23 protein-coding genes and 1 riboswitch are annotated in these 19832 nt (G+C 69.5%); of the genes, 7 read left to right on the top strand and 16 right to left on the bottom strand.

Annotated features, from left to right (window positions below; genetic code table 11):
- Positions 1–37: 37 nt before the first annotated feature.
- The 4 genes from CHC08_RS37015 to CHC08_RS37000 all read right to left on the bottom strand — a co-directional run bounded on the left by CHC08_RS37015 (position 38) and on the right by CHC08_RS37000 (position 2677).
- Positions 38–376, bottom strand: a complete 339-nt coding sequence (locus CHC08_RS37015; protein ID WP_089212044.1) for an ArsR/SmtB family transcription factor — start codon at positions 374–376, stop codon at positions 38–40.
- The gene (locus tag CHC08_RS37010; RefSeq protein WP_089212043.1) at positions 373–834 is read right to left on the bottom strand and encodes an SRPBCC domain-containing protein; all 462 of its coding nucleotides are present in this window, start codon (positions 832–834) and stop codon (positions 373–375) included. Before CHC08_RS37010 ends, CHC08_RS37015 begins: the two co-directional genes overlap by 4 nt.
- Before the next feature lie 255 nt (positions 835–1089).
- Positions 1090–2076, bottom strand: coding sequence for a CU044_5270 family protein (locus tag CHC08_RS37005; protein ID WP_089212042.1), 987 nt, complete (start codon positions 2074–2076; stop codon positions 1090–1092).
- Entirely contained in the window at positions 2069–2677 is a 609-nt protein-coding gene (locus CHC08_RS37000) for an RNA polymerase sigma factor (RefSeq protein WP_089212059.1), read from the bottom strand. The genes CHC08_RS37005 and CHC08_RS37000 overlap by 8 nt, the downstream gene beginning before the upstream one ends.
- A 187-nt stretch (positions 2678–2864) precedes the next feature.
- On the opposite strand from CHC08_RS37000, the gene CHC08_RS36995 reads away from it, so the two are divergent.
- From CHC08_RS36995 to CHC08_RS36985, 3 genes are all read left to right on the top strand, one after another.
- Positions 2865–3089 (top strand): hypothetical protein, encoded by a 225-nt coding sequence (locus CHC08_RS36995; RefSeq protein ID WP_089212041.1) that lies wholly within the window; start codon positions 2865–2867, stop codon positions 3087–3089.
- A 147-nt stretch (positions 3090–3236) separates the two neighbouring features.
- Positions 3237–3713: a ribosomal protein L7/L12 gene (locus tag CHC08_RS36990; RefSeq protein ID WP_179282429.1), complete on the top strand. Its 477-nt coding sequence runs from the start codon at positions 3237–3239 to the stop codon at positions 3711–3713.
- Between the two features lie 110 nt (positions 3714–3823).
- Complete coding sequence (locus CHC08_RS36985; RefSeq protein WP_089212039.1) at positions 3824–4234, top strand: YybH family protein; 411 nt, start codon at positions 3824–3826, stop codon at positions 4232–4234.
- A 223-nt stretch (positions 4235–4457) separates the two neighbouring features.
- On the opposite strand, the gene CHC08_RS36980 is transcribed toward CHC08_RS36985, so the two are convergent.
- The 7 genes from CHC08_RS36980 to CHC08_RS36950 form a co-directional block, all read right to left on the bottom strand.
- Positions 4458–5051: a GNAT family N-acetyltransferase gene (locus CHC08_RS36980; protein WP_179282428.1), complete on the bottom strand. Its 594-nt coding sequence runs from the start codon at positions 5049–5051 to the stop codon at positions 4458–4460.
- The gene (locus CHC08_RS36975; RefSeq protein ID WP_089212037.1) at positions 5048–6529 is read right to left on the bottom strand and encodes an APC family permease; all 1482 of its coding nucleotides are present in this window, start codon (positions 6527–6529) and stop codon (positions 5048–5050) included. Before CHC08_RS36975 ends, CHC08_RS36980 begins: the two co-directional genes overlap by 4 nt.
- Positions 6530–6561: 32 nt before the next feature.
- Positions 6562–7197 carry a GOLPH3/VPS74 family protein gene (locus tag CHC08_RS36970; protein ID WP_179282427.1) on the bottom strand — a complete coding sequence of 212 codons (636 nt, stop codon included), beginning with the start codon at positions 7195–7197 and terminating at the stop codon, positions 6562–6564.
- Positions 7198–7353: 156 nt separating this feature from the next.
- Positions 7354–7722 (bottom strand): hypothetical protein, encoded by a 369-nt coding sequence (locus CHC08_RS36965; RefSeq protein ID WP_089212035.1) that lies wholly within the window; start codon positions 7720–7722, stop codon positions 7354–7356.
- A gap of 87 nt (positions 7723–7809) precedes the next feature.
- Positions 7810–8616 (bottom strand): (2Fe-2S)-binding protein, encoded by an 807-nt coding sequence (locus CHC08_RS36960; protein ID WP_089212034.1) that lies wholly within the window; start codon positions 8614–8616, stop codon positions 7810–7812.
- Between the two features lie 43 nt (positions 8617–8659).
- Positions 8660–8839: riboswitch (cobalamin riboswitch) on the bottom strand.
- A gap of 145 nt (positions 8840–8984) precedes the next feature.
- Entirely contained in the window at positions 8985–9263 is a 279-nt protein-coding gene (locus CHC08_RS36955) for a hypothetical protein (protein ID WP_089212033.1), read from the bottom strand.
- Between the two features lie 397 nt (positions 9264–9660).
- Entirely contained in the window at positions 9661–10104 is a 444-nt protein-coding gene (locus tag CHC08_RS36950) for a helix-turn-helix domain-containing protein (RefSeq protein WP_089212032.1), read from the bottom strand.
- A gap of 511 nt (positions 10105–10615) precedes the next feature.
- On the opposite strand from CHC08_RS36950, the gene CHC08_RS36945 reads away from it, so the two are divergent.
- The 3 genes from CHC08_RS36945 to CHC08_RS36935 all read left to right on the top strand — a co-directional run bounded on the left by CHC08_RS36945 (position 10616) and on the right by CHC08_RS36935 (position 13093).
- Entirely contained in the window at positions 10616–10969 is a 354-nt protein-coding gene (locus tag CHC08_RS36945; RefSeq protein WP_089212031.1) for an ArsR/SmtB family transcription factor, read from the top strand.
- Entirely contained in the window at positions 10966–11685 is a 720-nt protein-coding gene (locus tag CHC08_RS36940) for a cation efflux transmembrane domain-containing protein (RefSeq protein WP_089212030.1), read from the top strand. The genes CHC08_RS36945 and CHC08_RS36940 overlap by 4 nt, the downstream gene beginning before the upstream one ends.
- Positions 11686–12058: 373 nt before the next feature.
- Positions 12059–13093, top strand: a complete 1035-nt coding sequence (locus CHC08_RS36935) for a LacI family DNA-binding transcriptional regulator (protein ID WP_089212029.1) — start codon at positions 12059–12061, stop codon at positions 13091–13093.
- Here the strand turns inward: CHC08_RS36935 and CHC08_RS36930 are convergent.
- The 5 genes from CHC08_RS36930 to CHC08_RS36910 form a co-directional block, all read right to left on the bottom strand.
- The gene (locus tag CHC08_RS36930) at positions 13054–13989 is read right to left on the bottom strand and encodes a LysR family transcriptional regulator (RefSeq protein WP_245878793.1); all 936 of its coding nucleotides are present in this window, start codon (positions 13987–13989) and stop codon (positions 13054–13056) included. The two genes, CHC08_RS36935 and CHC08_RS36930, sit on opposite strands and share 40 nt — an antisense overlap.
- A gap of 94 nt (positions 13990–14083) precedes the next feature.
- Positions 14084–14902: a carbohydrate ABC transporter permease gene (locus CHC08_RS36925; protein ID WP_089212027.1), complete on the bottom strand. Its 819-nt coding sequence runs from the start codon at positions 14900–14902 to the stop codon at positions 14084–14086.
- Positions 14895–15875 (bottom strand): carbohydrate ABC transporter permease, encoded by a 981-nt coding sequence (locus tag CHC08_RS36920; protein WP_089212026.1) that lies wholly within the window; start codon positions 15873–15875, stop codon positions 14895–14897. The genes CHC08_RS36925 and CHC08_RS36920 overlap by 8 nt, the downstream gene beginning before the upstream one ends.
- 1 nt (position 15876) lies before the next feature.
- Positions 15877–17136 (bottom strand): ABC transporter substrate-binding protein, encoded by a 1260-nt coding sequence (locus tag CHC08_RS36915; RefSeq protein ID WP_089212025.1) that lies wholly within the window; start codon positions 17134–17136, stop codon positions 15877–15879.
- A gap of 118 nt (positions 17137–17254) precedes the next feature.
- Positions 17255–18448 (bottom strand): ROK family transcriptional regulator, encoded by a 1194-nt coding sequence (locus CHC08_RS36910; protein WP_089212024.1) that lies wholly within the window; start codon positions 18446–18448, stop codon positions 17255–17257.
- A gap of 74 nt (positions 18449–18522) precedes the next feature.
- On the opposite strand from CHC08_RS36910, the gene CHC08_RS36905 reads away from it, so the two are divergent.
- Positions 18523–19788 (top strand): Gfo/Idh/MocA family protein, encoded by a 1266-nt coding sequence (locus tag CHC08_RS36905; protein WP_089212023.1) that lies wholly within the window; start codon positions 18523–18525, stop codon positions 19786–19788.
- The last annotated feature ends 44 nt before the right edge of the window (positions 19789–19832 follow it).

Below are 19832 nucleotides of genomic sequence, written 5' to 3'. Positions count from 1 at the left end.
ACGGACGTGGCGGCGCGTTGCAGGTGTGCGGGTGCGGTCAGCCCGGCTTGCCGCCCTGGATCCGCTCGGCGATCCGCTTGATCCGCTGCAGCCGGGCGTCCCAGGCCTCGCCGACCGCGGCCAGCTGGGCGACCGCACGGGCGAGCTGGGCCTCGTCCACCTCGTAGCGGCGCTCGCGCCCCGCCGGCGTCACGTGCACCAGGCCGACGCGGTTCAGCACGGCGAGGTGCTTGGCGACCGCCTGCCGGGTGATGGGCAGCCGCTCGCTGAGCGTGGTCGCCGTACCGCCTCCGTCGGCGAGGAGCAGGTCGAGCATCCGTCGGCGGGTCGGGTCGCCGACCGCGGACCAGAGGTCGTCGTCGATCGCGGTGCTCACGGCCGCGTGACCAGCCTGTTGGCATACGTGACGAGGCGCGGGAGGAAGAGGTCCCAGCCGCGGACGTGGTCGAGGTAGGCCTCCTCCAGCACGGCGGCCTCCCACCCGCGCTCGCGGAAGCCGGTCTCCTCAAAGCGCAGCAGCGTGCCGTCGCCGGACGGAACGAGGTCGAAGGTCACCAGGAACGAGTTCGTCTCGGTGGGCGGGCCCTCGTCGTACGCCCAGCGGAACGCGAACCGGCGGGGCGGGTCGGCCTCCACGACGGTGAGCGGCACGATCGTCGCGTCGGGCGCCGTCGGGTCGCCGAATGTGATCGCGCCGGTGGCGCCGGGGACCGGGTCGAGCTCGGCGTCGTCGGGCCACCACTCGCGCAGGTGCTCGGGAGAGCTGATCACCTCGTAGACCACCTCGGGGGTGGCGTCGATGCGGACCTCCCGCTCGATGCTTCCGTACTCCATGTGACCCTCCTGACCTCAATGCAACCAACGGTTGCACCTCAGCATATGCGGCACATCACGTTAGCGCAACCTTTCATTGCACAAACGGCCTCCGGACGGCTCCCGGGCTCCGAATCGGCAAGGTGCCTCGGTGCGACACCGGCTGCGGCATCGCCCAGAAGGCCCCTTCTTCGCCGCCGGGCGTCCGCCGGCGCCGTGGTGGCATCGGGCCCACCGGCTGACAGAACCGGCCGGTGGGCGCTCACCGGCCGGTCGCTACCGGCGCTGCCCGGCCTTCTCCACGATGCCCGAGGCCAGCTCGGCGCTGGAGTAGACGCTTCCCGCCCGGAACATCAGGTCCGATCCAGACATCTCATCGCGCAGCCACAGCACCCGCGTGCCGAGGTAGCGGAAGGTCTCCGGCTCGAGGATGAGATATCGCCGCGTGTCCAGGCCGCCGGCCTCCCGGAAGATCCCAAGGCCCTTGCGTCCCGCGGCGTCCTCGACGCCCACCTCGACGCCGACCCCGGGGATCTTCCCCAGCGCGCGGTACATCGCCGCCTCCAGCTTCGGAGGCATGATCGCCTGCTGCTCCAGGTAAACGGAGATCACCCGGAAGGCGCGCGCGTCGGGATCCTCCCGCGCGCCTGTCGCCCCCTCCCCGACCGGCAGGTCGATCCAGTGCCCGTCCCCCCGGACGTGCGCGAGGAGCTTGTCGGGGTCGGTGGGCAGCTCGCGGAGCTTTCCGGCGTACCGCTGGGGCGAGAGGTCGTCGTCGCCGGGATCCGGCGGGACGTCACGGATCCGCAGCCGCCCGTCGTCGTAGCCGGCGGTCTGCTTCCCGTCGTAGCGGATCCACTCCTCCATGGTGTCGCCGGCACCCGAACCCTCATCGGGCTGCCGGGTGAGCGACTTGCGGTACTGCCACTGGTCCGGACGCGGGGACGCGTCCGTCGAGCGCGCCTCGGCGACGAGGGCCGCCTGCGCGAACACCTCCGACGCGCTGGCGTACCGCGCCGCCTTCGATGGGGACGTGTCCCCGATCCCGCCGGTCCGGTCGATCTGGACGAGCGTCAGCACGAGGGCCGCCACGAGGCCGAAGGCCCCGGCGAGCACCATGGGACGTCCGAGGGAAAGGAACCCTCGCCGGTTGGCGGCGCGGTCCGTTCCGGTCACCAGGCGGGCGCGGGCGGCAGCGAGCCGTCCGGCGTCCGGCTCGGGCGCGTCGGCGCGTAGCTCGCGGAGCGCGGTCAGGTCATCCACGGTCGGCCTCCTCTTGGATCGCGGTGGGGTCGGCACCGCCGAGCGCGGCACGGGTTTTCTTCCTGGCCCGGTGGAGTCGTGAGCGCACCGTGCCGACGGGAATGCCCAGGGCGTGGGCGACCTCGTCGTAGCTGAGGTCGGCCCACGCGATCAGCAGCAGCACGTCGCGATCGCCCCCCGACAGCGTCGCGAGCGCGCTCGCCAGTTCCCGGTGCGCGGCCGAGGCGGTGACCTCTGCGTCCACGCGGTCGGCGTAACTCTCGGCCACCTCGTCCACGCCGGTCCTGGCCAGTGCCCGATAGGAGCGGACCTCCGTACGGCGGTGCTTGCCGATGAGGTTGGCGGCGATGCCGTACAGCCAGGGCCGGGCGTCCGGGCGGGTCGCGTCGTAGCGCCCGCGTTTTCCGAAGGCGGCGAGGAAGGTGTCGGCGACGATGTCGTCGGCCATGGAGTCGCCCAGTCTGCGGGTGACGTATCGGTGGAGCTCCGGCGCGTGGCGGTCGAACAGGGCGGCGAACACGCCGGGTTCGTCACGGGACCTTCGGATCAGCTCCGCGTCGTCGGTGCGGTCCGATGTCTCGGCGCGCTGTGCATCGGCGATCAAACGTGGCTCCGCTCATCGGGCCTCTGTCCTCACGAGGCGGGGGGCACGGTCATCCCTACTCACCCGAAGCGACCGATCGAGTTCACGCTCTTACCGGCTCCGGCAGACGGCAAGTCTGGAAGGATGATCACGAAGCCGCGTTAAGTGGTCTTCATCGTTGTTTGTAAACATATGGAGGTGCACGATGGCGGTTGCCGCCAACCTGGACAAGCTGCTCGTCAAGGCATACGAGGAGACCCCGCTGGAGCAGCTCCCCGACGCGCCGGTCGGTGCGCTCGCCGGAGTGAGCGAGGCCGATGCCGAGGCGCTGGCCAAGGCGTTCGGCGTCAAGACCGTCCGCGACCTGGGCCGTAACAAGTACTTCCGGGCCGCGGCCGCGATCGTCGACCTCGCCGAGGCCGGCAAGTAACACGACTTTTGACAAGGGCAGGTGCCGCCGGCGGCACCTGCCCTTGCCCGTCCGTCTCCGAGCCCGGCGCCGGGCGTCGCAGAACGACCGCACGAACGGCCGAACGGCTCCTGTACAGCTCCGCGGACCCGACATACGATGCGGCCTATGCCGAACATCGGACCCACCGAGCTGCTCATCATCGCCATCCCGCTCGTGGTGATCCTGGTGATCGTCCTCGGCATCGTCGTGGCCGTCCGGAAGGGAGGCGGGGCGTCCGTCCCACCGCCGACCCCCCTGGCGCCCCAGGACCTGCAGGGGCTCGTCACGCAGCTGACGCATCAGGGACGCAAGGTCCATGCGATCAAGGAGCTGCGCCGGCACACCGGGCTCAGCCTGGCCGAGGCCAAGAAGGTCGTCGACGCCGTGGCCATGGGGCACCCCATGTGGGCTCATCCGGCGCTGGCCCGGTTCCGGCCCTCCCCCGTGGCCCTGTCGCACACCGGTGTCGCCACCGGTCCCGACCTGGCCACCCGCGTGCGAGAGCTCAAGGCCGCCGACCGCGTCGAGCAGGCGATCCACCTGGTACGCGGCGAGACCGGCATGGGCCAGCGCGAGGCCGAGCTGTTCGTCGGCACCCTCTGAACACCCGCGACGGGCCGTGCCCTCGGCGTGCCGGTCGGGAGCTCTCCCTTGACATTGTCATCGGCGTCAAGGTTTAGCATCACAGTCCCCGCACCGTGGAACGGACGCCGATGACCATCCTGACCGACCCTGACGACCGCACACTCCTGCTCGACCACGACCGGCGCTTCTTCGACGCCTTGGTCGCCGCCGACGTCGCCCGCCTGGACGACCTGCTGGCAGACGACTTCATCATGGTCGCCATCGACAACGGCGCGGTCGCGACCAGAGCCGATCTGCTCGGCCTGATGTCATCGGGAACCCTCCGGTTTCCGGCCGTACGGTCCTTCCCGGACGAGGCCGTCGTCCGCCGCGTCGGAGACGTCGGCATCGTCGTCGGGCGGACCAGCATGAACTTCACCAACGCCGACGGCACCGCCTTCACCGCCGGCAGCCGGTACACCCACGTCTTCGCCGCCGACTCCATCGCGGGATGGCGCCTCGTCTCCGCCCAGGGCACGGAGATCAAGCCCGGCTCGTGACACCACCTCGCCACCAAATAATCCGTTTTCAACCGCTATCGTGCGCTCAATTCTTAATTATATTAAATGAGCCTTTTATGGTCGTTTAATCCGCGAAATGTCCCGAACATTAATCATGCGCGCGGCCCTGGGAATGCTGGGGCCGCGCGCATGACGCGTACTGAAACCGATGACCCGGCGGTGAACCATCGCTATTCAGGACATAGGTGCCGGACTGCTCCGATCAGGGATTCGACGGGCGCCACATCGGGAACATCGGCGGGCCGTCGGGCAGGATCATCGGGTCGCCGAGATCCCGGTAACCATGGCGCAGGTAGAGCTCACGGCTGCGAGCGTTGGCGGCCTCCAGGTACGCGGCGACCCCCGTCTCCGCGAGCCTGCGGTGGTGATCCTCCAGCAGGAGGCTTCCCAGCCCCTGCCCCTGCCGATCCGGCAGTACGGCGAGGAGCGACAGATAGTGGTGCGGGTCGTGCGGGTGATGCTTGTCCATCGACTCACCCAGCAGTCCGAAGCGCTCCGCGTGGGGGCCGGCGAACGCCTCCACGCGGGCGGCCTGGTCGGGGACGTCGGGAAGCGGCGCGACGTCGTTGTGGAACCACACCGCGACGGCGGACATGTCCACCGTCGCGTAGACCTCCCCGTACGTGAAGGCGTGCTCGGTGAGCATGGAGAAGAAGGGAGGCATCACCCGGCGGCGGTCGTCGTCCGGGGGGACGATCCAGGCCGAGACCTCCAGGTCGTGGAACGAGACGCCGATGATCCCGCCGATCTCCTCGGCGGCTCCGGGGGCGTCCTGGATACGGATGATCTCGGTCATTTGCTCTCCCCGACGGCCGCCTCGGCACCCAGGCCGATGTTGGCGTAGACCTCGGGCCGGTTGGCCCGCAGGGCCAGCGCCCATGCGACGCCGAGCCCTATGGCGATGAAGTAGACGGCGGGCAGCACCCAGCGGAGCAGGGAGTCGGGGGCCACGCCGAGAACGGTGTCGAAGTTGACCAGGGCGAATCCGAGGACGACGACCAGCAGGACCGCGGCGATGCCCGGGGCGATCCGGATCCGCCAGGCGTTTTCCAGACCGGGGTTCTTGGAGAAGAAGGCCAGCACCGCGACCGAGGTGGCGGCCAGCATCAGCAGCACCCCCAGGCCGCCGAACGATCCGACGGTGAAGAACAGCTGGACGAGCGGGTCCAGGCCGAAGACCACGCATATGACGATCACGGCCAGCCCGACGACGCTCTGCGCCACCGAGCCGTTGACCGGGGCGCCGGTCCGCGGGGAGGTTCGGCCGAAGGCCGCGGGCAGGACCCTTTCCCTGCCGAGGGCGAAGATGTAGCGGGAGATCGTGTTGTGGAAGGCGATCAGCGCCGCGATGATGCTCGTCGCGAAGAGGACGGAGCCGATGGTGGCGATGGTCGCCCCCAGGTGCTGCCCCGCCAGGTTGAAGAGAAGACCCGGGCCCTGCTCGCGTGAGGTCGCGACGATCTTGTCCGAGCCGACCGGCACCGTCATCGCCCAGGACGACAACGCGTAGAGCCCGGAGATGACCGCGATCGCGATGTAGGTCGCGATCGGCACCGTGCGCCGCGGGTCCTTGGTCTCCTCGGAGAACACCACCGACGACTCGAACCCCGAGAAGGCCGCGATGCAGATCGCGATCACCGCGCCCATTCCGGGCACGAAGAAACTCGACGGGCCGAAGACGTCAAGGCTGTAGCCGGAGGCGACCGGGTGGAGCAGGTTCGCGATGTCGAACACGACGACGACGGCCACCTCGGTCAGCAGCAGGACCGCCAGGACCTTCCCGTTCACGTCGACCCGCATGAGGCCGAGCAGTCCGGTCAGCGCCCAGGCGGCCAGCGCGATGACCCACCAGGCCGGAGAGATCCCGAACCACTCGGAGAGCAGCGGCTCGACGGCCGAACCGATCAGACCGTAGAGGCCCACCTGGAGCGCGTTGTAGGCCAGCAGCGCGACCCATGCGGTCGCCACGCCCGCCGGCCGGCCGAGCCCCTTCGCGGTGTACGCGTAGAACGCCCCGGCGTTGACGACGTGGCGCGCCATCGTCACGTAGCCGACGGTGAAGACGGCGAGGATGGCTCCGAGCAGGACGAACGCCAGCGGCACGCCGGTCACGCCGGTCGCGGCGTAGGCGGTGCTGACCACGCCCGCGATGACGGTCAGCGGCGCCGACGCCGAGATGACGAAGAACACCACGGATGGTATGCCGAGACGGTCCTGGGCCAGCGCCGCCGAGACGGCGCCGGCTCTCTCTTCTGTCTCTTCAGTCAGGGACATCGGGGGAACTCCTTGAAATGAGGGGGGTGAGTTCACCTGCGGCTGATGACGGAGTCACCGACGGCAGCCTCGGTTTGGGCGATCAGTTCCTGGAGCGGCGCCGGAAGAGCGGCGGTCGAGGCGGATAGGTATGTCGGGTTCTGATCCCACAGAACGAGCTGGCCGCCACTCGTCGCGACCAGCAGTCCCAGCAACACGCCGTCCTGGAGATCGAGCGGCTGACGGCGTTGGATCGCCAGGTTGAGACGCCCGCCGGGCCATGCCGCGGTGTTCGCGAGGACCGGTGCCCACCTCCGCGACAGACGCCCGCGGGGCGGATGCAACAGCCCGTCGGCGGTCATTCGCGCCGCCACGTCCGTGTGCGCCGTACGGGCGAGGAACTGCAGCCAGATCCGGAAGCGATGCGAGGGTTCGGCGATGATGTGGTCCAGAGCGGTCTGGGTGAGCGTGTCGCCGGTCGGTGCCGCGTCGACGAGGGCGAGCCCTACCCATCCGTCCGTCAGCTCTACGGTGACCCGCCCGGTGAGCATCAACTCGCCCAGGACCGCGGCGGCCAGTCCGAGGCCGGTGAGCCGGGAACTCAGTCGCATTCGCCCGGTTGTGTCGTCGTGCAAAACGAAGAACAGATCGTTGGCCAACCGGGGACCCGAAAGATCAACTTCAACCACGAGTGGCGATCGTACAGCCGAATTGTTAAATCTGTCATTACGCGAATGAAGTTTGCTTTCGAACCGGATCGCACTCAGTCAGGAACCGAAGAAATGGGGGTTTACGGTCACCCGGATCTCCAATGGATCGCGGAACGGTATTGACACGCGCCACCGTCAGGAAAGCGCCGGCGCGGTGCGGATGCGACGCGGCGGGGTGAAGACGTACAGGCCGAGAATGTCGGGCGGCTCGGCCACCCCCGGGCCGCCGGCGCGGACCCAGGCCGCGATGTCCTCGGCCGCGTCCGGATCGTTGACCAGGCCGAGCCATACGGGACGGCCTCCCGCGGCGCGTCCGGCGGCCGACGGCTGGACGACGATCACGTTCGCCCGCTCACACACGTCCAGGCAGTCGGTGACGCGGACCGCGGTGACCTCGGCCAGGCGGGTGACCTGTTCCGCGTGGTCGAGACCGGCCACCTTGTCCGCGCTGCCACAGCAGCAGCCGCGGCAGACGACGATCCTGCATGGTGCCTGTTTCCTCATGCGTGCGTGAATCCTTTGCCGGTGCGGTCGAGCGGGTCAGATGGGGGCTTGAGACGGGGTTTCGGCCCGGGTTCCGCAACGGTGGGCTCATGGGCCTCCTCGGGTGTCCCGCAAGGCTCGCGCCCACTGCTCCCCGCGGGTCTCGGAGTCGATCAGGGCGCAGTCGCCGCACTTGCCCCCGGCGGGCAGGCGGTAGTACAGGCAGCAGCTGCGCCGGACGAAAAAGAGGTGTCCGGGTGCGGGTTCGACCAGTTCACCGCTGCCCTCCAGGACTTCCGTGGAGAGCAGTTCGCGCCCGAGCGCGACCGTGCGGGCGGCGAGCTCGGGGCGTCTTCGGGCGATCGTCTGTACGGTCCCGGCCAGCGCGGAGGCGGCGTTGCCCCACAGCAGACCGGGGGCGATCTTGATGATCGCCTGCACGGTGTGTGCCAGCGGCTCCAGCAGTCCGGTGACCACGGCGCGATACAGCGGCTCGGCGGCCCGGTCCGGGTCGGTGATCTCCCAGCCCGCCGGGTGAGTGACCCGCAGCGGGATCGGGCCGCTCGGCGTGGGCCGCCAGAACGAGCGGGCCGGTGCCAGGTCGACGAGCAACTCGCGGGTGACGGCCGCGCCGATGACCGGCGACCACAGGCGAGCGGCCAGGCCCTGGAAAAAGATGGAGGCGGCGATCTGGGCCTCGGTGGTGCTCAGACGTTTCGCCACCTCGGCGATCCTGTCCGACAGCGGGTCCGGGTCGGTGAGCAGATCGGTGAGCGGGCGCCACCCGGATTCGAGCGGTTCGGTCTCGACCTCGAAGTAGGCACTGATCGTCGCCACCTCGGCCAGAACCTCGGCGACGTGGCGGGAGGTCGCGGGCCGCGGTCCCGGTTCCGGGTCGCGGGCAGTGCCCTCCATGCCGTGCACCGTTCCTCTCCTGGGGAGATCCGCCCCATTGCGTGAGGAGGCGACAGCGTGAGTCTCCTGGCTCTCGGGTCGATGCTTCCCCCGGCCTTCCCACCCGCACGCGGGTAGTGGCCTGTCCGGGAATCGCTCGCCGATCACAGTGGCGGGACCGCACCGGATTCACACCGGATTCCTCGTTCCGCCGTCGCCTTCACCAGTCATGGTCGCACAAACGGTCACTCAGGACATAGCGGGCCCGACTCCGCCGTAGGCGCCTCGCACCCCGGGCCCGGCCAACAACGAGCGGCGCCGAGCGTGGCCGGCCACGCTCGGCGCCGCTCGCGCCTCAACTCACCAGCCGGCCGCTGTCGCGGCCGGAATCACCACGTGTAGACGGTGTAGGGGTTGTAGTAGACCTGGCCGTAACCGAAGGGAGCGTATCGGAACTGGTTGAACCCGAAGGGACGGTAGTAGACCTGGCCGAAGCCGTATGGGTTGAAGGGATCGATGAAGTTGTCGCCACTGGCGGTGGAGAGTCCGGATACGACAGCGGCTTTCTGGGTTATCGCGCTTGCGCCGGCGGGCTGGGCTGACACCGCCATCGTGACGATGAGGCTGGAAGCCACCAATGTGCCAACGGCGAGAGCGTGCTTCAGCATAAAAAATCACTCCGTGTCTGATGTTTGAGCCCGGCGTGCTGCCTGGGCTTACAGGGCGCCGAACCGGTTTCCCGGAAATATGGCGAATCGGCGTCACGTAAGACGCTAGTTGAGGGCCATATGGACGTTCACCCCAGAGAGAACAAAGCCTTGGTCCGGGATCACCACCGAAAAAGAAAGCCGGAGGTTACACCGGGGCGGGGATCACAAATCCGGTCTCGGTGACAGATCCGGGCGGTGACTCGGGGCGGCGCATGCGTTCGAGCCGGTTCTCGATCAAGGCAGTGGGCCGGTCCTCGCCGTGGACGACGGCCCACGCCGGCCTTCTCCGGTCCTCGCCGTGGATGACGGGCCACGCCGGCCCTCTCCGGCCGGCGATCCGCGCCTCATCCGCGCCTCATCCGCCCGACGGCCCGCCGCGCCGGGACCCGGGACGACCGGCCCAGCCGAGCCGGTTCAGCAGGTAGGCCGCCCCGCGCGCGGTGTAGGACACGTGGAACCTCGCCCAGATCAGCGACGCGACGCGCGAGGTGGTCCAGCGCTGGTCGTCCCAGCCATGGGCGGCGGCTCCCTCCTCCAGGGCTCCCTCCAGCCACGCCAGCTGCTCGTCGGTGAGCTTGCAGCCGTTACCCGCGGCGCCCTTGGAGGCCAGCGCGGCCCTGCCTCCCCGGCTCCAGAGCGCGTACCACTCGTAGGCGGACTTGCGAGTGATTCCCAGCAGCTCGGCCACCCGCGGCGGCTCGATGTCCCCCGCGAACATGTCCGCGGCCCGGAATCGCAGCTTCTCGCGTTTGGCCCGCTCCTGTGCGGACAGTCCCCCGCCCCTGTCGGAATACCTCATACTTTAAGGGTGCCATCTGGACAAACGGCACATGACAGGCACCTGGCCCCGTGTCACCCCCGCGTTTCCCGTTCACCATGCACGAGCCGTGGATTCGCCCCGGGGAAGGGTGGCGCCGCGGTCGGCCACGGCGAATCCGGGGATTCCCGGGTGTGGCGATCCGAACACGGCGCCCATCGCATTGCCCTTGTCGGGGATTGGCTTTTCCCTGACCGCGCCCGCATCTCGACTTCTATCGAGTAATGGGGAAGAACGGTTTTTCGACGTCATTTTTATCGCCGTCAGCGGGTAAAGATCGGCGGCCCTCTTCCGTGCATTGCAAACGACCGGGCCAGGCGCAGGCGTTCGATCGGCAGTGCGGCCACCGCCTCGGCCCCGCCGGGCGAGGAAGGCTCCCGACGGGCTCCGACCGCGGAGCGGAGCACCCGGCATCCGTACGGCCGGGGCGGGGACCTGCAACATCAAGTTCCAGTGCTATCATCGCGATATGGCGATTGATTCTGATTGTGGAATGAATGAAAGGTCGGGGCTGGCCCCGGCCGCGGCCCTGTTCCACTCCCTGGCCGACCCCGTACGGCTGGCCATCGTCCAGCGTCTGGCCCGCGGCGAGGCCCGGGTGGTGGATCTGACCGGCGAGCTGGGCCTGGCCCAGTCCACCGTGTCCAAGCATCTGGCCTGCCTGCGTGACTGCCGCCTGGTCGACTATCGCGCCGAGGGCCGCCAGTCGTTCTACTTCGTCGCCCGTCCCGAACTCCTGGACCTGCTGCGAGCGGCCGAGCACCTGCTGGCCGCCACCGGTCAGGCGGTCGCGCTGTGCCCGGTCTACGGCCTGGGCCAGGACGCCGGGCAGCGGGTCACACCATGACCGCGCTCACCCTCGGCCCGTCCCCGCGGCGGCGAGCGGAGTTGCGGCGCCGCATCCGGATACTGGTCGCGGCCACGATCACCTACAACGTGGTCGAAGCGATCGTGGCCATCACCGCCGGTACCGCGGCCTCCTCCACCGCGCTGATCGGGTTCGGCCTGGACTCGGTCATCGAGGTCGCCTCGGCCGCCGCGGTCGCCTGGCAGTTCTCCGGCGCCGACCCCGAGAGACGGGAGAAGGCCGCGCTACGCGTCATCGCGCTGTCCTTCTTCGCCCTGGCCGCCTACGTCGGCGTCGACTCAGTCCGCGCGCTGACCGGCACCGGCGAGGCCGGACACTCCACCGCGGGCCTGGTCCTGGCCGCGCTCAGCCTGGCCGTCATGCCGCTGCTGTCAGCCGCCCAACGGCGGGCCGGCCGCGAGTACGGCTCCGCCAGCGCGGTGGCCGACTCCAAGCAGACCCTGCTCTGCACCTACCTGTCGGCGGTGCTCCTGGTCGGCCTGGCGCTCAACAGCCTCTTCGGCTGGTCCTGGGCCGACCCCGTCGCCGCCTTGGTCATCGCCGCCGTCGCCGTCAAGGAAGGCCGCGAGGCCTGGCGCGGGGACGCCTGCTGCCCCGTCCCCCCGGCCATGAGCGCCCGAGGCCACTCCAAGGACGCCGAGTCCACCGGGCGCGAAGGGTGCGCGTGCGGCCCCGGCTGCTCCGACGGCTGCTGAGATCGGTGACCTGACGGCCACGTCACGCTCCCGGGCCCCGACCCCGGATGCAAACCATCCGAAACTCAAGTAAAAGGTTTTCGAAACACAGGCTTGACACGGACCGATGTCAATGAGCGGGGGCCGCCACCCTTGCTCTATCCCGCCTGGACAGGCTATTTTCTGCAGAACACACACCCGGCTGCGCCAGCCAGGCGCGCGCTCCTCCAACGAAAAGGTTTTCTCAAAAGGTTAACGGCACCCTTCAGCGAGATCGGGCCGTGACGGAGAAACCCCTGGATGGATCTTGTCAACGTTCACAGAGTTCACAGACTTGCCCAGATGTCAGAAGGAGTGGGCGGTGAGATCACCTACCGAGCGCCGCTCCCCCGTGATGGCCGATGTGGCCAAGGCGGCGGGCGTGTCCCATCAGACGGTCTCGCGGGTGCTCAACGAGCACCCCAACGTTCGCGCCGAGACCCGCACCCGGGTCCTCGAGGTGATCGACAAGCTCGGCTACCGCCGCAATCTCGTCGCCCGCGCGCTGGTCACCCGCCACACACGGACGTTCGGCGTGGTCGGCTTCAACACCACGCTGTACGGCCCGGCCAGCACGGTCGACGGCATCGAGCAGGCGGCCAGGGCGGCCGGCTACTTCGTGAGCATCGTCGGCCTGCACACCGTCGACACGGCGGGCATGCGTGACGCGATCGACTACCTGGCCGACCAGGGGGTCGACGGGATCGTCGTGGTGGCGCCGCAGCGCTCGGCGGCCCGCGCCTTCGACGGCCTGCCCCGGGGCATGCCCGCGGTGGTCGTCGAGGGCCGGCACGTGGGTGAGGTGTCGGTGGTCAGCGTGGACCAGGTCGACGGCGCCCGGCTGGCCACCGAGCACCTGATCGGTCTGGGACACCGGACCGTCTGGCACGTCAGCGGCCCCTCCGACTGGCTGGAGGCCGAGAGCCGGATCGAGGGCTGGCGCACGGCCCTCGAAGCCGCCGGCCGGACCGTCCCCGAACCGCTGACCGGCGACTGGAGTCCGCGCTCGGGGTATGCGGCGGGCCGCCGGCTCGCCGCGATGGCCGATCAGGTCACCGCGGTGTTCGTGGCCAACGACCAGATGGCCCTCGGCGTCCTGCGCGCGCTGACCGAGGAGGGGGTGAAGGTCCCCGAGCAGGTCAGCATCGTGGGCTTCGACGACATCCCCGAGGCGGAGTTCTTCTCCCCTCCGCTCACCACCGTCAGCCAGGACTTCGGAGCCGTGGGCAGGGGCAGCATCGAGGTGCTGATCCGGCAGATCAAGACGGGTCAGGCCCGCTCGCACGAGCGCCTGATCGTGCCTCCCCTGCTCGTCGTCAGGGACAGCGCCGCTCCACGCATGGACCGGGTCTATCCACCGACGGCATTCATGTCCGGACCGGACAGGTAGCCGTGCAGCAGCCGGTCGAAAATCCCTCGCATGTCGACGCCCCGGGCGACGTCGAGAAGGGCCCGCGCCAGCACGGGTTCGGGGGTCCGGTCGGCGACGACCAGGCCGACCCGCGGTGTCTGCGCCGGATTCTCCAGCCGGATCACCCGCATTCCGTCGGGCACGCCGAACATGTGCAGCCAGGCGTGCGCGATCACGCTGGACCACCGGTGCGTGGCGACGTGGGCGTACAGGGCCGAGACGGTGTCGGTCTCGATGACCGGGACGACGACGGCCCCGGCAGCGGCGAAGATCTCATCCAGGATGCGCCGGTTGCGCATCTGCGGCGCCAGCAGGCAGAGCGGAAGCGTGGCCACCTCGGCCCAGCGCACGACGGAGCGCTCGGCCAGCTCGCCGTCGTCCGGGGTCAGCAGCAGGTAGCGCTCCTCGTACAGCGAGGTCGCCCGCACGCTTCCCAGTGCCTCGCCGTCCAGATACGTCATCGCGATGTCGAGTTCGAACTCGGCCAGCCGTCGGGTGATCTCACGCGAGGACAGTGACTCCAGTGAGACCCGCACATGCGGATGCCGTTCGCAGAACGGTGTGGTCAGCAGCGACGCGGCGGTCAGCGCGGTCGGGATGGCTCCCATCCGCAGCGTGCCCGACAGGTTGTTGCGCATCGTCGACAGGTCATGACGTAGCGCGTCGCGTTCGGCGAGGATCCGGTGTGCCCAGAGAAGGACGCGCTCTCCCTCGGGGGTGAGCCCGGCGAACCGGTGACCGCGCAGCACGATGGGCACGTCCAGCTCGCGTTCGAGCTTGCGGATCGCGGCCGACAGGGACGGCTGGGACACGTGGCAGGCGGCGGCGGCCCGGACGAAATGCCGCTCCCGAGCCAAAGCGACTAAATACTCCAACTGACGCAAAAGCACGCCACAGAATGCCCACACGGCACATGGCCCGTCTACACCGCCGCGCGCACCGCGCCGTCTCGGTTCGCCCGGACGGGGCTCAGCCCTTGATGCCGGTGTGGGCGATGCCCTGGATGAACTGGCGCTGCAGGAAGACAAAAACGGCGATGACGGGCAGGGAGGCGAGCAGCGAACCCGCCATCAGGACCGGGTAGTCGGTCTGGAACTGACCCCGGAGGGAGGCCAGACCGGCCGAGAGCGTCATCTGCTCGGGATCGGTGTTGACCACCAGCGGCCAGAACAGGTCGTTCCACGACCACAGCAGCACCAGGACCGACAGCGCGACCAGTCCGGGCCGGGCCAGCGGCAGCATGATCGACCAGTAGATCCGCAGCGGCCCCGCGCCGTCGAGGCGGGCCGCCTCCTCCAGCTCCCGGGGCAGCCCGAGAAAGAACTGCCGGAGAAGGAAGACCCCGAAGGCGCTGAACAGGCCGGGGACGATGAGCGCCCGCAGGGTGTTGAGCCAGCCGAGCGACAACATGATCTCGTACTGCGGGATGACGAACAGCTGCGGCGGGACCATCAGCACCGACAGGAAAACCCCGAACAGCAGGCCACGGCCGGGAAAGCGGAGCCGGGCGAAGGCGTAGGCGGCCATCGAGGACAGCAGCACCTGCCCGATCGTACGGCCGGCCGTCATCAGCACGGTGTTGAGGAACTGGTGGCCGAAGGGCAGCAGCTCGAACACCCGGCCGTAGTTCTCCCAGCGGCCCTCGGGCAGGAACGAGGGGGGCACCCGTGTGGCGCCGCTCAGCGTCTTGAGCGAGGTGATGATCTGCCAGGCGAACGGCGTCACCATCACCAGGGAGGTGGCGATCAGCACCGCGTGCGCACCGATATGAGCTCTGGGCCTACGCATAATGCACCCACCGTCGCTGGAGCCGGAACTGCACGGCCGTCATCGCGATGATGAGCAGGAACAACATCACCACGATCGCCGCCGCGTAACCGCGGTCGTTGGTGACGAAGGCCCTGTCGTAGAACAGATGGACCACCGTCTGGAGCCGTGGGAAGGCGGGGTTGGCGCGCGCCGTCAGCCCCGATCCGGCCATCGCGTAGACCAGGTCGAACAGCTGCAGGGACCCGATCACCGAGATGACCGAGACGAAGAACGCCGTCGGCGACAGCAGGGGCAGCGTGACCCTGAAGAACTGCGTGATCCGGCCGGCGCCGTCGATCTGGGCCGCCTCGTAGTACTCCCTGGGAATCGCCTGCATCCCGGCCAGGAAAATGATCAGGTTGTAGCCGAGGCTGCTCCAGATCCCCACCACCGCGAGGGCGTACAGGGCCGTGGCGGGGTCGGCGACCCAGCTCGGCCCCTCGACGCCGGCCAGGGACAGCACGTAATTGATCAGGCCGTAGTCGCCGTTGTACAGCCATCTCCACACCATGGCGACGGCGACGGGCATGGTGACCACCGGCAGGAAGAACAGCGTGCGGTACACCCCGACCCCGCGGAGACCTTTCTGGTTGAGCAGCGCGGCGAAGACGATGGCCAGCGGGATCGCGACGAGTCCCAGCGCCGTGTAGCCCAGGGTGTTGATCAGCGCCTGGCCGGCCTCCGGGTCCCGGAGGAGCCGGGTGTAGTTGTCGAATCCCGTCCAGGTGTGGCCGCCGAAGAACCCCCACTCGGTCATGGAGAAGTACGCGGTCTGCAGGATCGGCCAGAGATAGAACACGGCAAGGCCGATCCCGGTGGGGGCGATGAACGCGTATCCCCACAGCGCCTCGATCGCCCGCCCGCGCCCCCGGCCGCCCACGCGGCGGGGCTCCCCCTGGGGGGTCGCGTCGCGCCTGGCGCGGGCGGCGTCCGATCCGGTTGTGAGCGTCATGTCATTCCTTGGAGAGCAGGGCGTTCATCGCCGCCGCCAGATCGGTCGCGGCCTTCTCGACCGGTACCTCGCCGGTCCAGGCCCTGGCGAGGTAGGTGAGCTCCGCCTCGTTCCAGGCGGCGGTGTTGACGGACACCGGGTACGGCACCCCGTAGGCCACCGCGTCCACGAAGGTCCTCAGCCTGAATTCGGGGTGCGCGCTCACCCAGGAGCCCTGCGTACCGGTGTAGGCCGGGATCGGGCCCCTCCTGCCGAGGATGCCGGCGGCCCGTTCGGATCCGAGGAACTTCACGAACTGCCAGGCCTGCTCGGAGTGCTCGGTCCTGGCCGACACGACGTTGGCGACTCCGTGGATGATCGTGGCCTGCCTCTCCCCCCTGGGCAGCGGCGCCACGTCCACCCTGTCCCTGGTGTACTCGTTGGCCGAGAACTCCGCGACGTTCCACGAACCGCCCCAGTACATGGCGACCTTTCCCGCCTCGAACAGCTGGAGCGGGAGCGTGTCCGTCATGGTCACCAGGTCGGGCGACCGCCCGGCCTTGATCAGGTCGGTCCAGAACCGCAGGCCCGCGATCGTCTTCGGGTCGTCGTACCCGGACTTCCCGCCGTCCGGGGAGATCACGTACCCTCCGGCCTGGGCGATCGTGTTGTACTGGTACTCCTGGAAGCCGCCGAGCATGGCCGCGGTGCCGTACACGCCCCTGGCCGGATCGGTCAGCCTGGCCGCGGCGGTCTGGAAGTCGGCCCAGGTCCAGTCGTTCGCGGGGTAGGCGACGCCCCTGGCGTCGAACAGCGTCTTGTTGTACCAGACACCGATCGTGTCCATGTCCTTCGGCAGACCGAAGTGCTCGCCGCCCAGGGTGTACAGGTCCACCAGCGGCCTGGGATAGACCGACAGGTCCACCCTGTCCCTGACGATCTCCTCCTCCAGCGGCCGGATCATCCCGTTCGAGGCGTAGAGCCGGAAGTTGGGGCCGTTCATCCAGAAGACGTCGGGCGCCGCTCCGCCGCCGGCCGCCGCCCTGAGTTTGGTCCAGTAGTCGGTCCACGGGGCGAACTGGACGTTGATCGTGACGTTCGGGTGGGTCCTGGTGAACTCCCTGCCCAGCTCCTCCATCACGGGCTTCTGGTTGTTGTCCCAGACCGCGTACGACAGCGTGATCCTGTCCTGTGCGCCCCCGGGTCCCTCTCCGCCCGAACAGGCGGGGACGCCCAGCACCACCCCCAGCAGGGCCGCGCCGAATCGCGCCGATCTCCGCATTCCCGATCCTCCCGTGAGCGAGGCGTGCCAAGCGCCCTGCGTTCCGCGCCAATCCCCCGATCGGCCGCCCGCCGTGATCGCGAACATGGAACTAATCATGGAGTCCAGGGAAATTAAGTCAAGGCTCGATGCGGGTGCGAGGCCGCTCAACCGTCAGGAAATGCTTCGGATCGACGAGCTCACCCGGCCCGTGCAGCACCGCGTCGACATGGTCCAGCGCCAGGCGGACCGCGCCGAGCGCCACTCCCTCGTCCCCGAAGCCCGACACGCGGATCTCGGGGGTGCGGACGCACCAGCGGTCCAGTTCGCGGCGGAGCGGCTCGAGGATCAGGTCCCCCGATCGGGAGAATCCGCCTCCGATCACGACCAGTTCGGGGTCGAGCGTGAGGACCAGGGCCGATGCGCCGACCGCCAGGTCCTTGACGTAGCGCCGCACGGCCAGGCCCGCCTTCCGGTCCCCGTCGCGGGCCGCCAGGAAGAGGTCCTCCACCGCCGCGTCGGGATCGGCGGGAGGGTCGTCGCCCGGCCAGGATCTCAGGTGCTCCAGGGCCTGGACCCACCTCGCCGCCGGGAGCGCGCCGATCTCACCCGCGGCGTTGCCGAACCCCCGGTGCAGCTTCCCGTCGATGATCAGACCCGCGCCGGTGCGCAGTCCCGCGAGGAGGAAGACCACGTCCTTGGCATACCTGGCCACCCCGCGCCAGGACTCGGCCAGTGCCGCGAGCTTGCCGTCGTTCTCCACCAGGACGGGGCCGCTCACCAGCCGCCCGACGTGGGAGGCCACGTTGACGCCCGTCCATTCGGGCAGCGCCTCCGACAGCATGACTCGCCCCGTCGCGTCGACCAGTCCCGTCGTCGCGACACCCGAGGCCCACACCTCGGCGGCCTCCAGGCCCGCGTCGGCCAGGACCGCGCCGACGGCCCGGTCCACGGCGGCCAGCCGTTGCCGGCGTCCCATCTGCGGCGTGACCGCGACCCTGCCGGTGTGCGTGACGGCGCCGTCGAGGTCGGCCACCAGCGCCAGGATCTTGTGGCCGCCGATGTCGACGCCGAGGACCCGGCCCGCGTCCGCGTGGAACCGGTAGCGGCGAGCGGGACGTCCCACCGTGCCCGCCGTGGGCTCCGCCTCGATCATCCAGCCGCGTTCCAGCAGCTCACGGACCACATCCTCGGTGGAGGCGCGGGACAGCCCGGTCCGCCTGGCGACCTCGGTGAGCGTGAGCGCCGGCTCTCCGCGCAGGACCCCGATGACCGCGAGCGCGTTGAGCCGGCGGAGCCTGGAGAGATCTCCGCCACTCAGGTCTCCGGTCATCGCGCCCTCTTGAGATCCGCTGCATTACAGCTAATAATTATGGACTCCAGTGTAATTAGGGTGGAAAGGATCACATGTCTGGGGTGACTCTAGCCCTCGTCGGCGCCGGGCTGCGCGGGCGGTCCTACGCGCGGCACGCGCTGAGCGCGGGCACCGGGCGGGTGGTCGCGGTGGCCGAGCCGGACCCGTACCGCCGCGAGACCACGGCGACCGAGTTCGGGATCGCCCCGGAGCAGGTGTACGCCGACTGGTCCGACCTCGCGGCGGCGGGGCGGCTGGCCGACGCGGCCATCATCGCCACCCAGGATCGGCTGCACACCGCCCCCGCCGTACGGCTGGCCGACCTGGGCTACCACATCCTCCTGGAGAAGCCCATGGCCACCAGCGAGCGCGAGGCGTCCGAGATCGCCGACGCGGCCCGGCGCAACAAGATCATGCTGGCCGTCTGCCACGTGTTGCGCTACACGCCCTACACCCGGACGCTCAAACGGCTGCTCGACGACGGCCGGATCGGCCGGCTGGTCAGCGTCCAGCACCTGGAGCCCGTCGGATGGTGGCACCACGCCCACTCCTTCGTCCGCGGCAACTGGCGCCGCGAGGACACCTCGGCGCCCATGCTCCTGACCAAGTCCTGCCACGACATCGACTGGCTCGTCCACCTGTTCGGCGAGACCCCGGCCAAGATCAGCTCCTTTGGCGGCCTGACCCACTTCCGGGCGGAGGAGCGCCCGCCCGGGGCCGCGGACCGCTGCGTCGGCTGCTCGATCGAACCGAGCTGCCCGTACTCGGCGAAGCGGCTCTACCTCGGCTGCCTCGGCGATCCCGGCCGCGAGTTCTGGCCCCTGAGCGCGGTCACCGAGAAGCACACCGAGGCAGGCGTGCTGGAGGCGCTGAGCACGGGGCCGTACGGCCGCTGCGTCTATGCCTGCGACAACACCGTCGTCGACCACCAGGTGGTCAACATGGAGTTCCCCGGCGGAGCGACCTGCTCGTTCACGATGAGCGCCTTCACCCCCATGGAGCACCGCCGTACCAGGCTGCTCGGCACCCACGGCTACATCGACGGCGACGGCCACACCCTGCGCCTGGTCGACTTCCGGACCGGAGGCGAGGAGAGCGTCGACGGTCGCACCGGGTCCGGGCCCTCCGCGGCCGACGGTCACGGCGGCGGCGACGAGGCGCTCACCGACGCCTTCCTCGCCGCCGTCTCCACCGGCGACCCCACCCTGCTCTCCTCCGACGCGGCCGCGAGCCTCGCCACCCACCGCGTCGTGTGGGCCGCCGAACGCGCCCGGACCACGAACACCGTCGTTCACCTGGACCCGCAGGGGGCCGGGTGAGACCCGGGTGCCGGGGCCGCGCCGAGCCCGCTCCCCCGCGCGGG

Source organism: Streptosporangium subroseum (genome assembly GCF_900188345.1).
Taxonomy (GTDB): Bacteria; Actinomycetota; Actinomycetes; order Streptosporangiales; family Streptosporangiaceae; genus Streptosporangium; species Streptosporangium subroseum.
The sequence above is the reverse complement of the archived record's forward strand: the minus strand, read 5'-3'. Positions and strand labels throughout refer to the sequence as shown.

Bases quoted from the DNA above. Each gene is read 5' to 3' on its own strand.
- CHC08_RS37010 (WP_089212043.1), bottom strand. From the start codon at position 834: ATGGAGTACGGAAGCATCGAGCGGGAGGTCCGCATCGACGCCACCCCC.
- CHC08_RS36920 (WP_089212026.1), bottom strand. From the start codon at position 15,875: ATGACGCTCACAACCGGATCGGACGCCGCCCGCGCCAGGCGCGACGCG.
- CHC08_RS36945 (WP_089212031.1), top strand. From the start codon at position 10,616: ATGAATGAAAGGTCGGGGCTGGCCCCGGCCGCGGCCCTGTTCCACTCC.
- CHC08_RS36925 (WP_089212027.1), bottom strand. From the start codon at position 14,902: ATGCGTAGGCCCAGAGCTCATATCGGTGCGCACGCGGTGCTGATCGCC.
- CHC08_RS36910 (WP_089212024.1), bottom strand. From the start codon at position 18,448: ATGACCGGAGACCTGAGTGGCGGAGATCTCTCCAGGCTCCGCCGGCTC.
- CHC08_RS36915 (WP_089212025.1), bottom strand. From the start codon at position 17,136: ATGCGGAGATCGGCGCGATTCGGCGCGGCCCTGCTGGGGGTGGTGCTG.
- CHC08_RS36940 (WP_089212030.1), top strand. From the start codon at position 10,966: ATGACCGCGCTCACCCTCGGCCCGTCCCCGCGGCGGCGAGCGGAGTTG.
- CHC08_RS36980 (WP_179282428.1), bottom strand. From the start codon at position 5,051: ATGACCGAGATCATCCGTATCCAGGACGCCCCCGGAGCCGCCGAGGAG.
- CHC08_RS36905 (WP_089212023.1), top strand. From the start codon at position 18,523: ATGTCTGGGGTGACTCTAGCCCTCGTCGGCGCCGGGCTGCGCGGGCGG.
- CHC08_RS36955 (WP_089212033.1), bottom strand. From the start codon at position 9,263: ATGCTGAAGCACGCTCTCGCCGTTGGCACATTGGTGGCTTCCAGCCTC.
- CHC08_RS36950 (WP_089212032.1), bottom strand. From the start codon at position 10,104: ATGAGGTATTCCGACAGGGGCGGGGGACTGTCCGCACAGGAGCGGGCC.
- CHC08_RS36985 (WP_089212039.1), top strand. From the start codon at position 3,824: ATGACCATCCTGACCGACCCTGACGACCGCACACTCCTGCTCGACCAC.
- CHC08_RS36960 (WP_089212034.1), bottom strand. From the start codon at position 8,616: ATGGAGGGCACTGCCCGCGACCCGGAACCGGGACCGCGGCCCGCGACC.
- CHC08_RS36990 (WP_179282429.1), top strand. From the start codon at position 3,237: ATGCCGAACATCGGACCCACCGAGCTGCTCATCATCGCCATCCCGCTC.
- CHC08_RS36935 (WP_089212029.1), top strand. From the start codon at position 12,059: ATGGCCGATGTGGCCAAGGCGGCGGGCGTGTCCCATCAGACGGTCTCG.
- CHC08_RS36995 (WP_089212041.1), top strand. From the start codon at position 2,865: ATGGCGGTTGCCGCCAACCTGGACAAGCTGCTCGTCAAGGCATACGAG.
- CHC08_RS36975 (WP_089212037.1), bottom strand. From the start codon at position 6,529: ATGTCCCTGACTGAAGAGACAGAAGAGAGAGCCGGCGCCGTCTCGGCG.
- CHC08_RS36965 (WP_089212035.1), bottom strand. From the start codon at position 7,722: ATGAGGAAACAGGCACCATGCAGGATCGTCGTCTGCCGCGGCTGCTGC.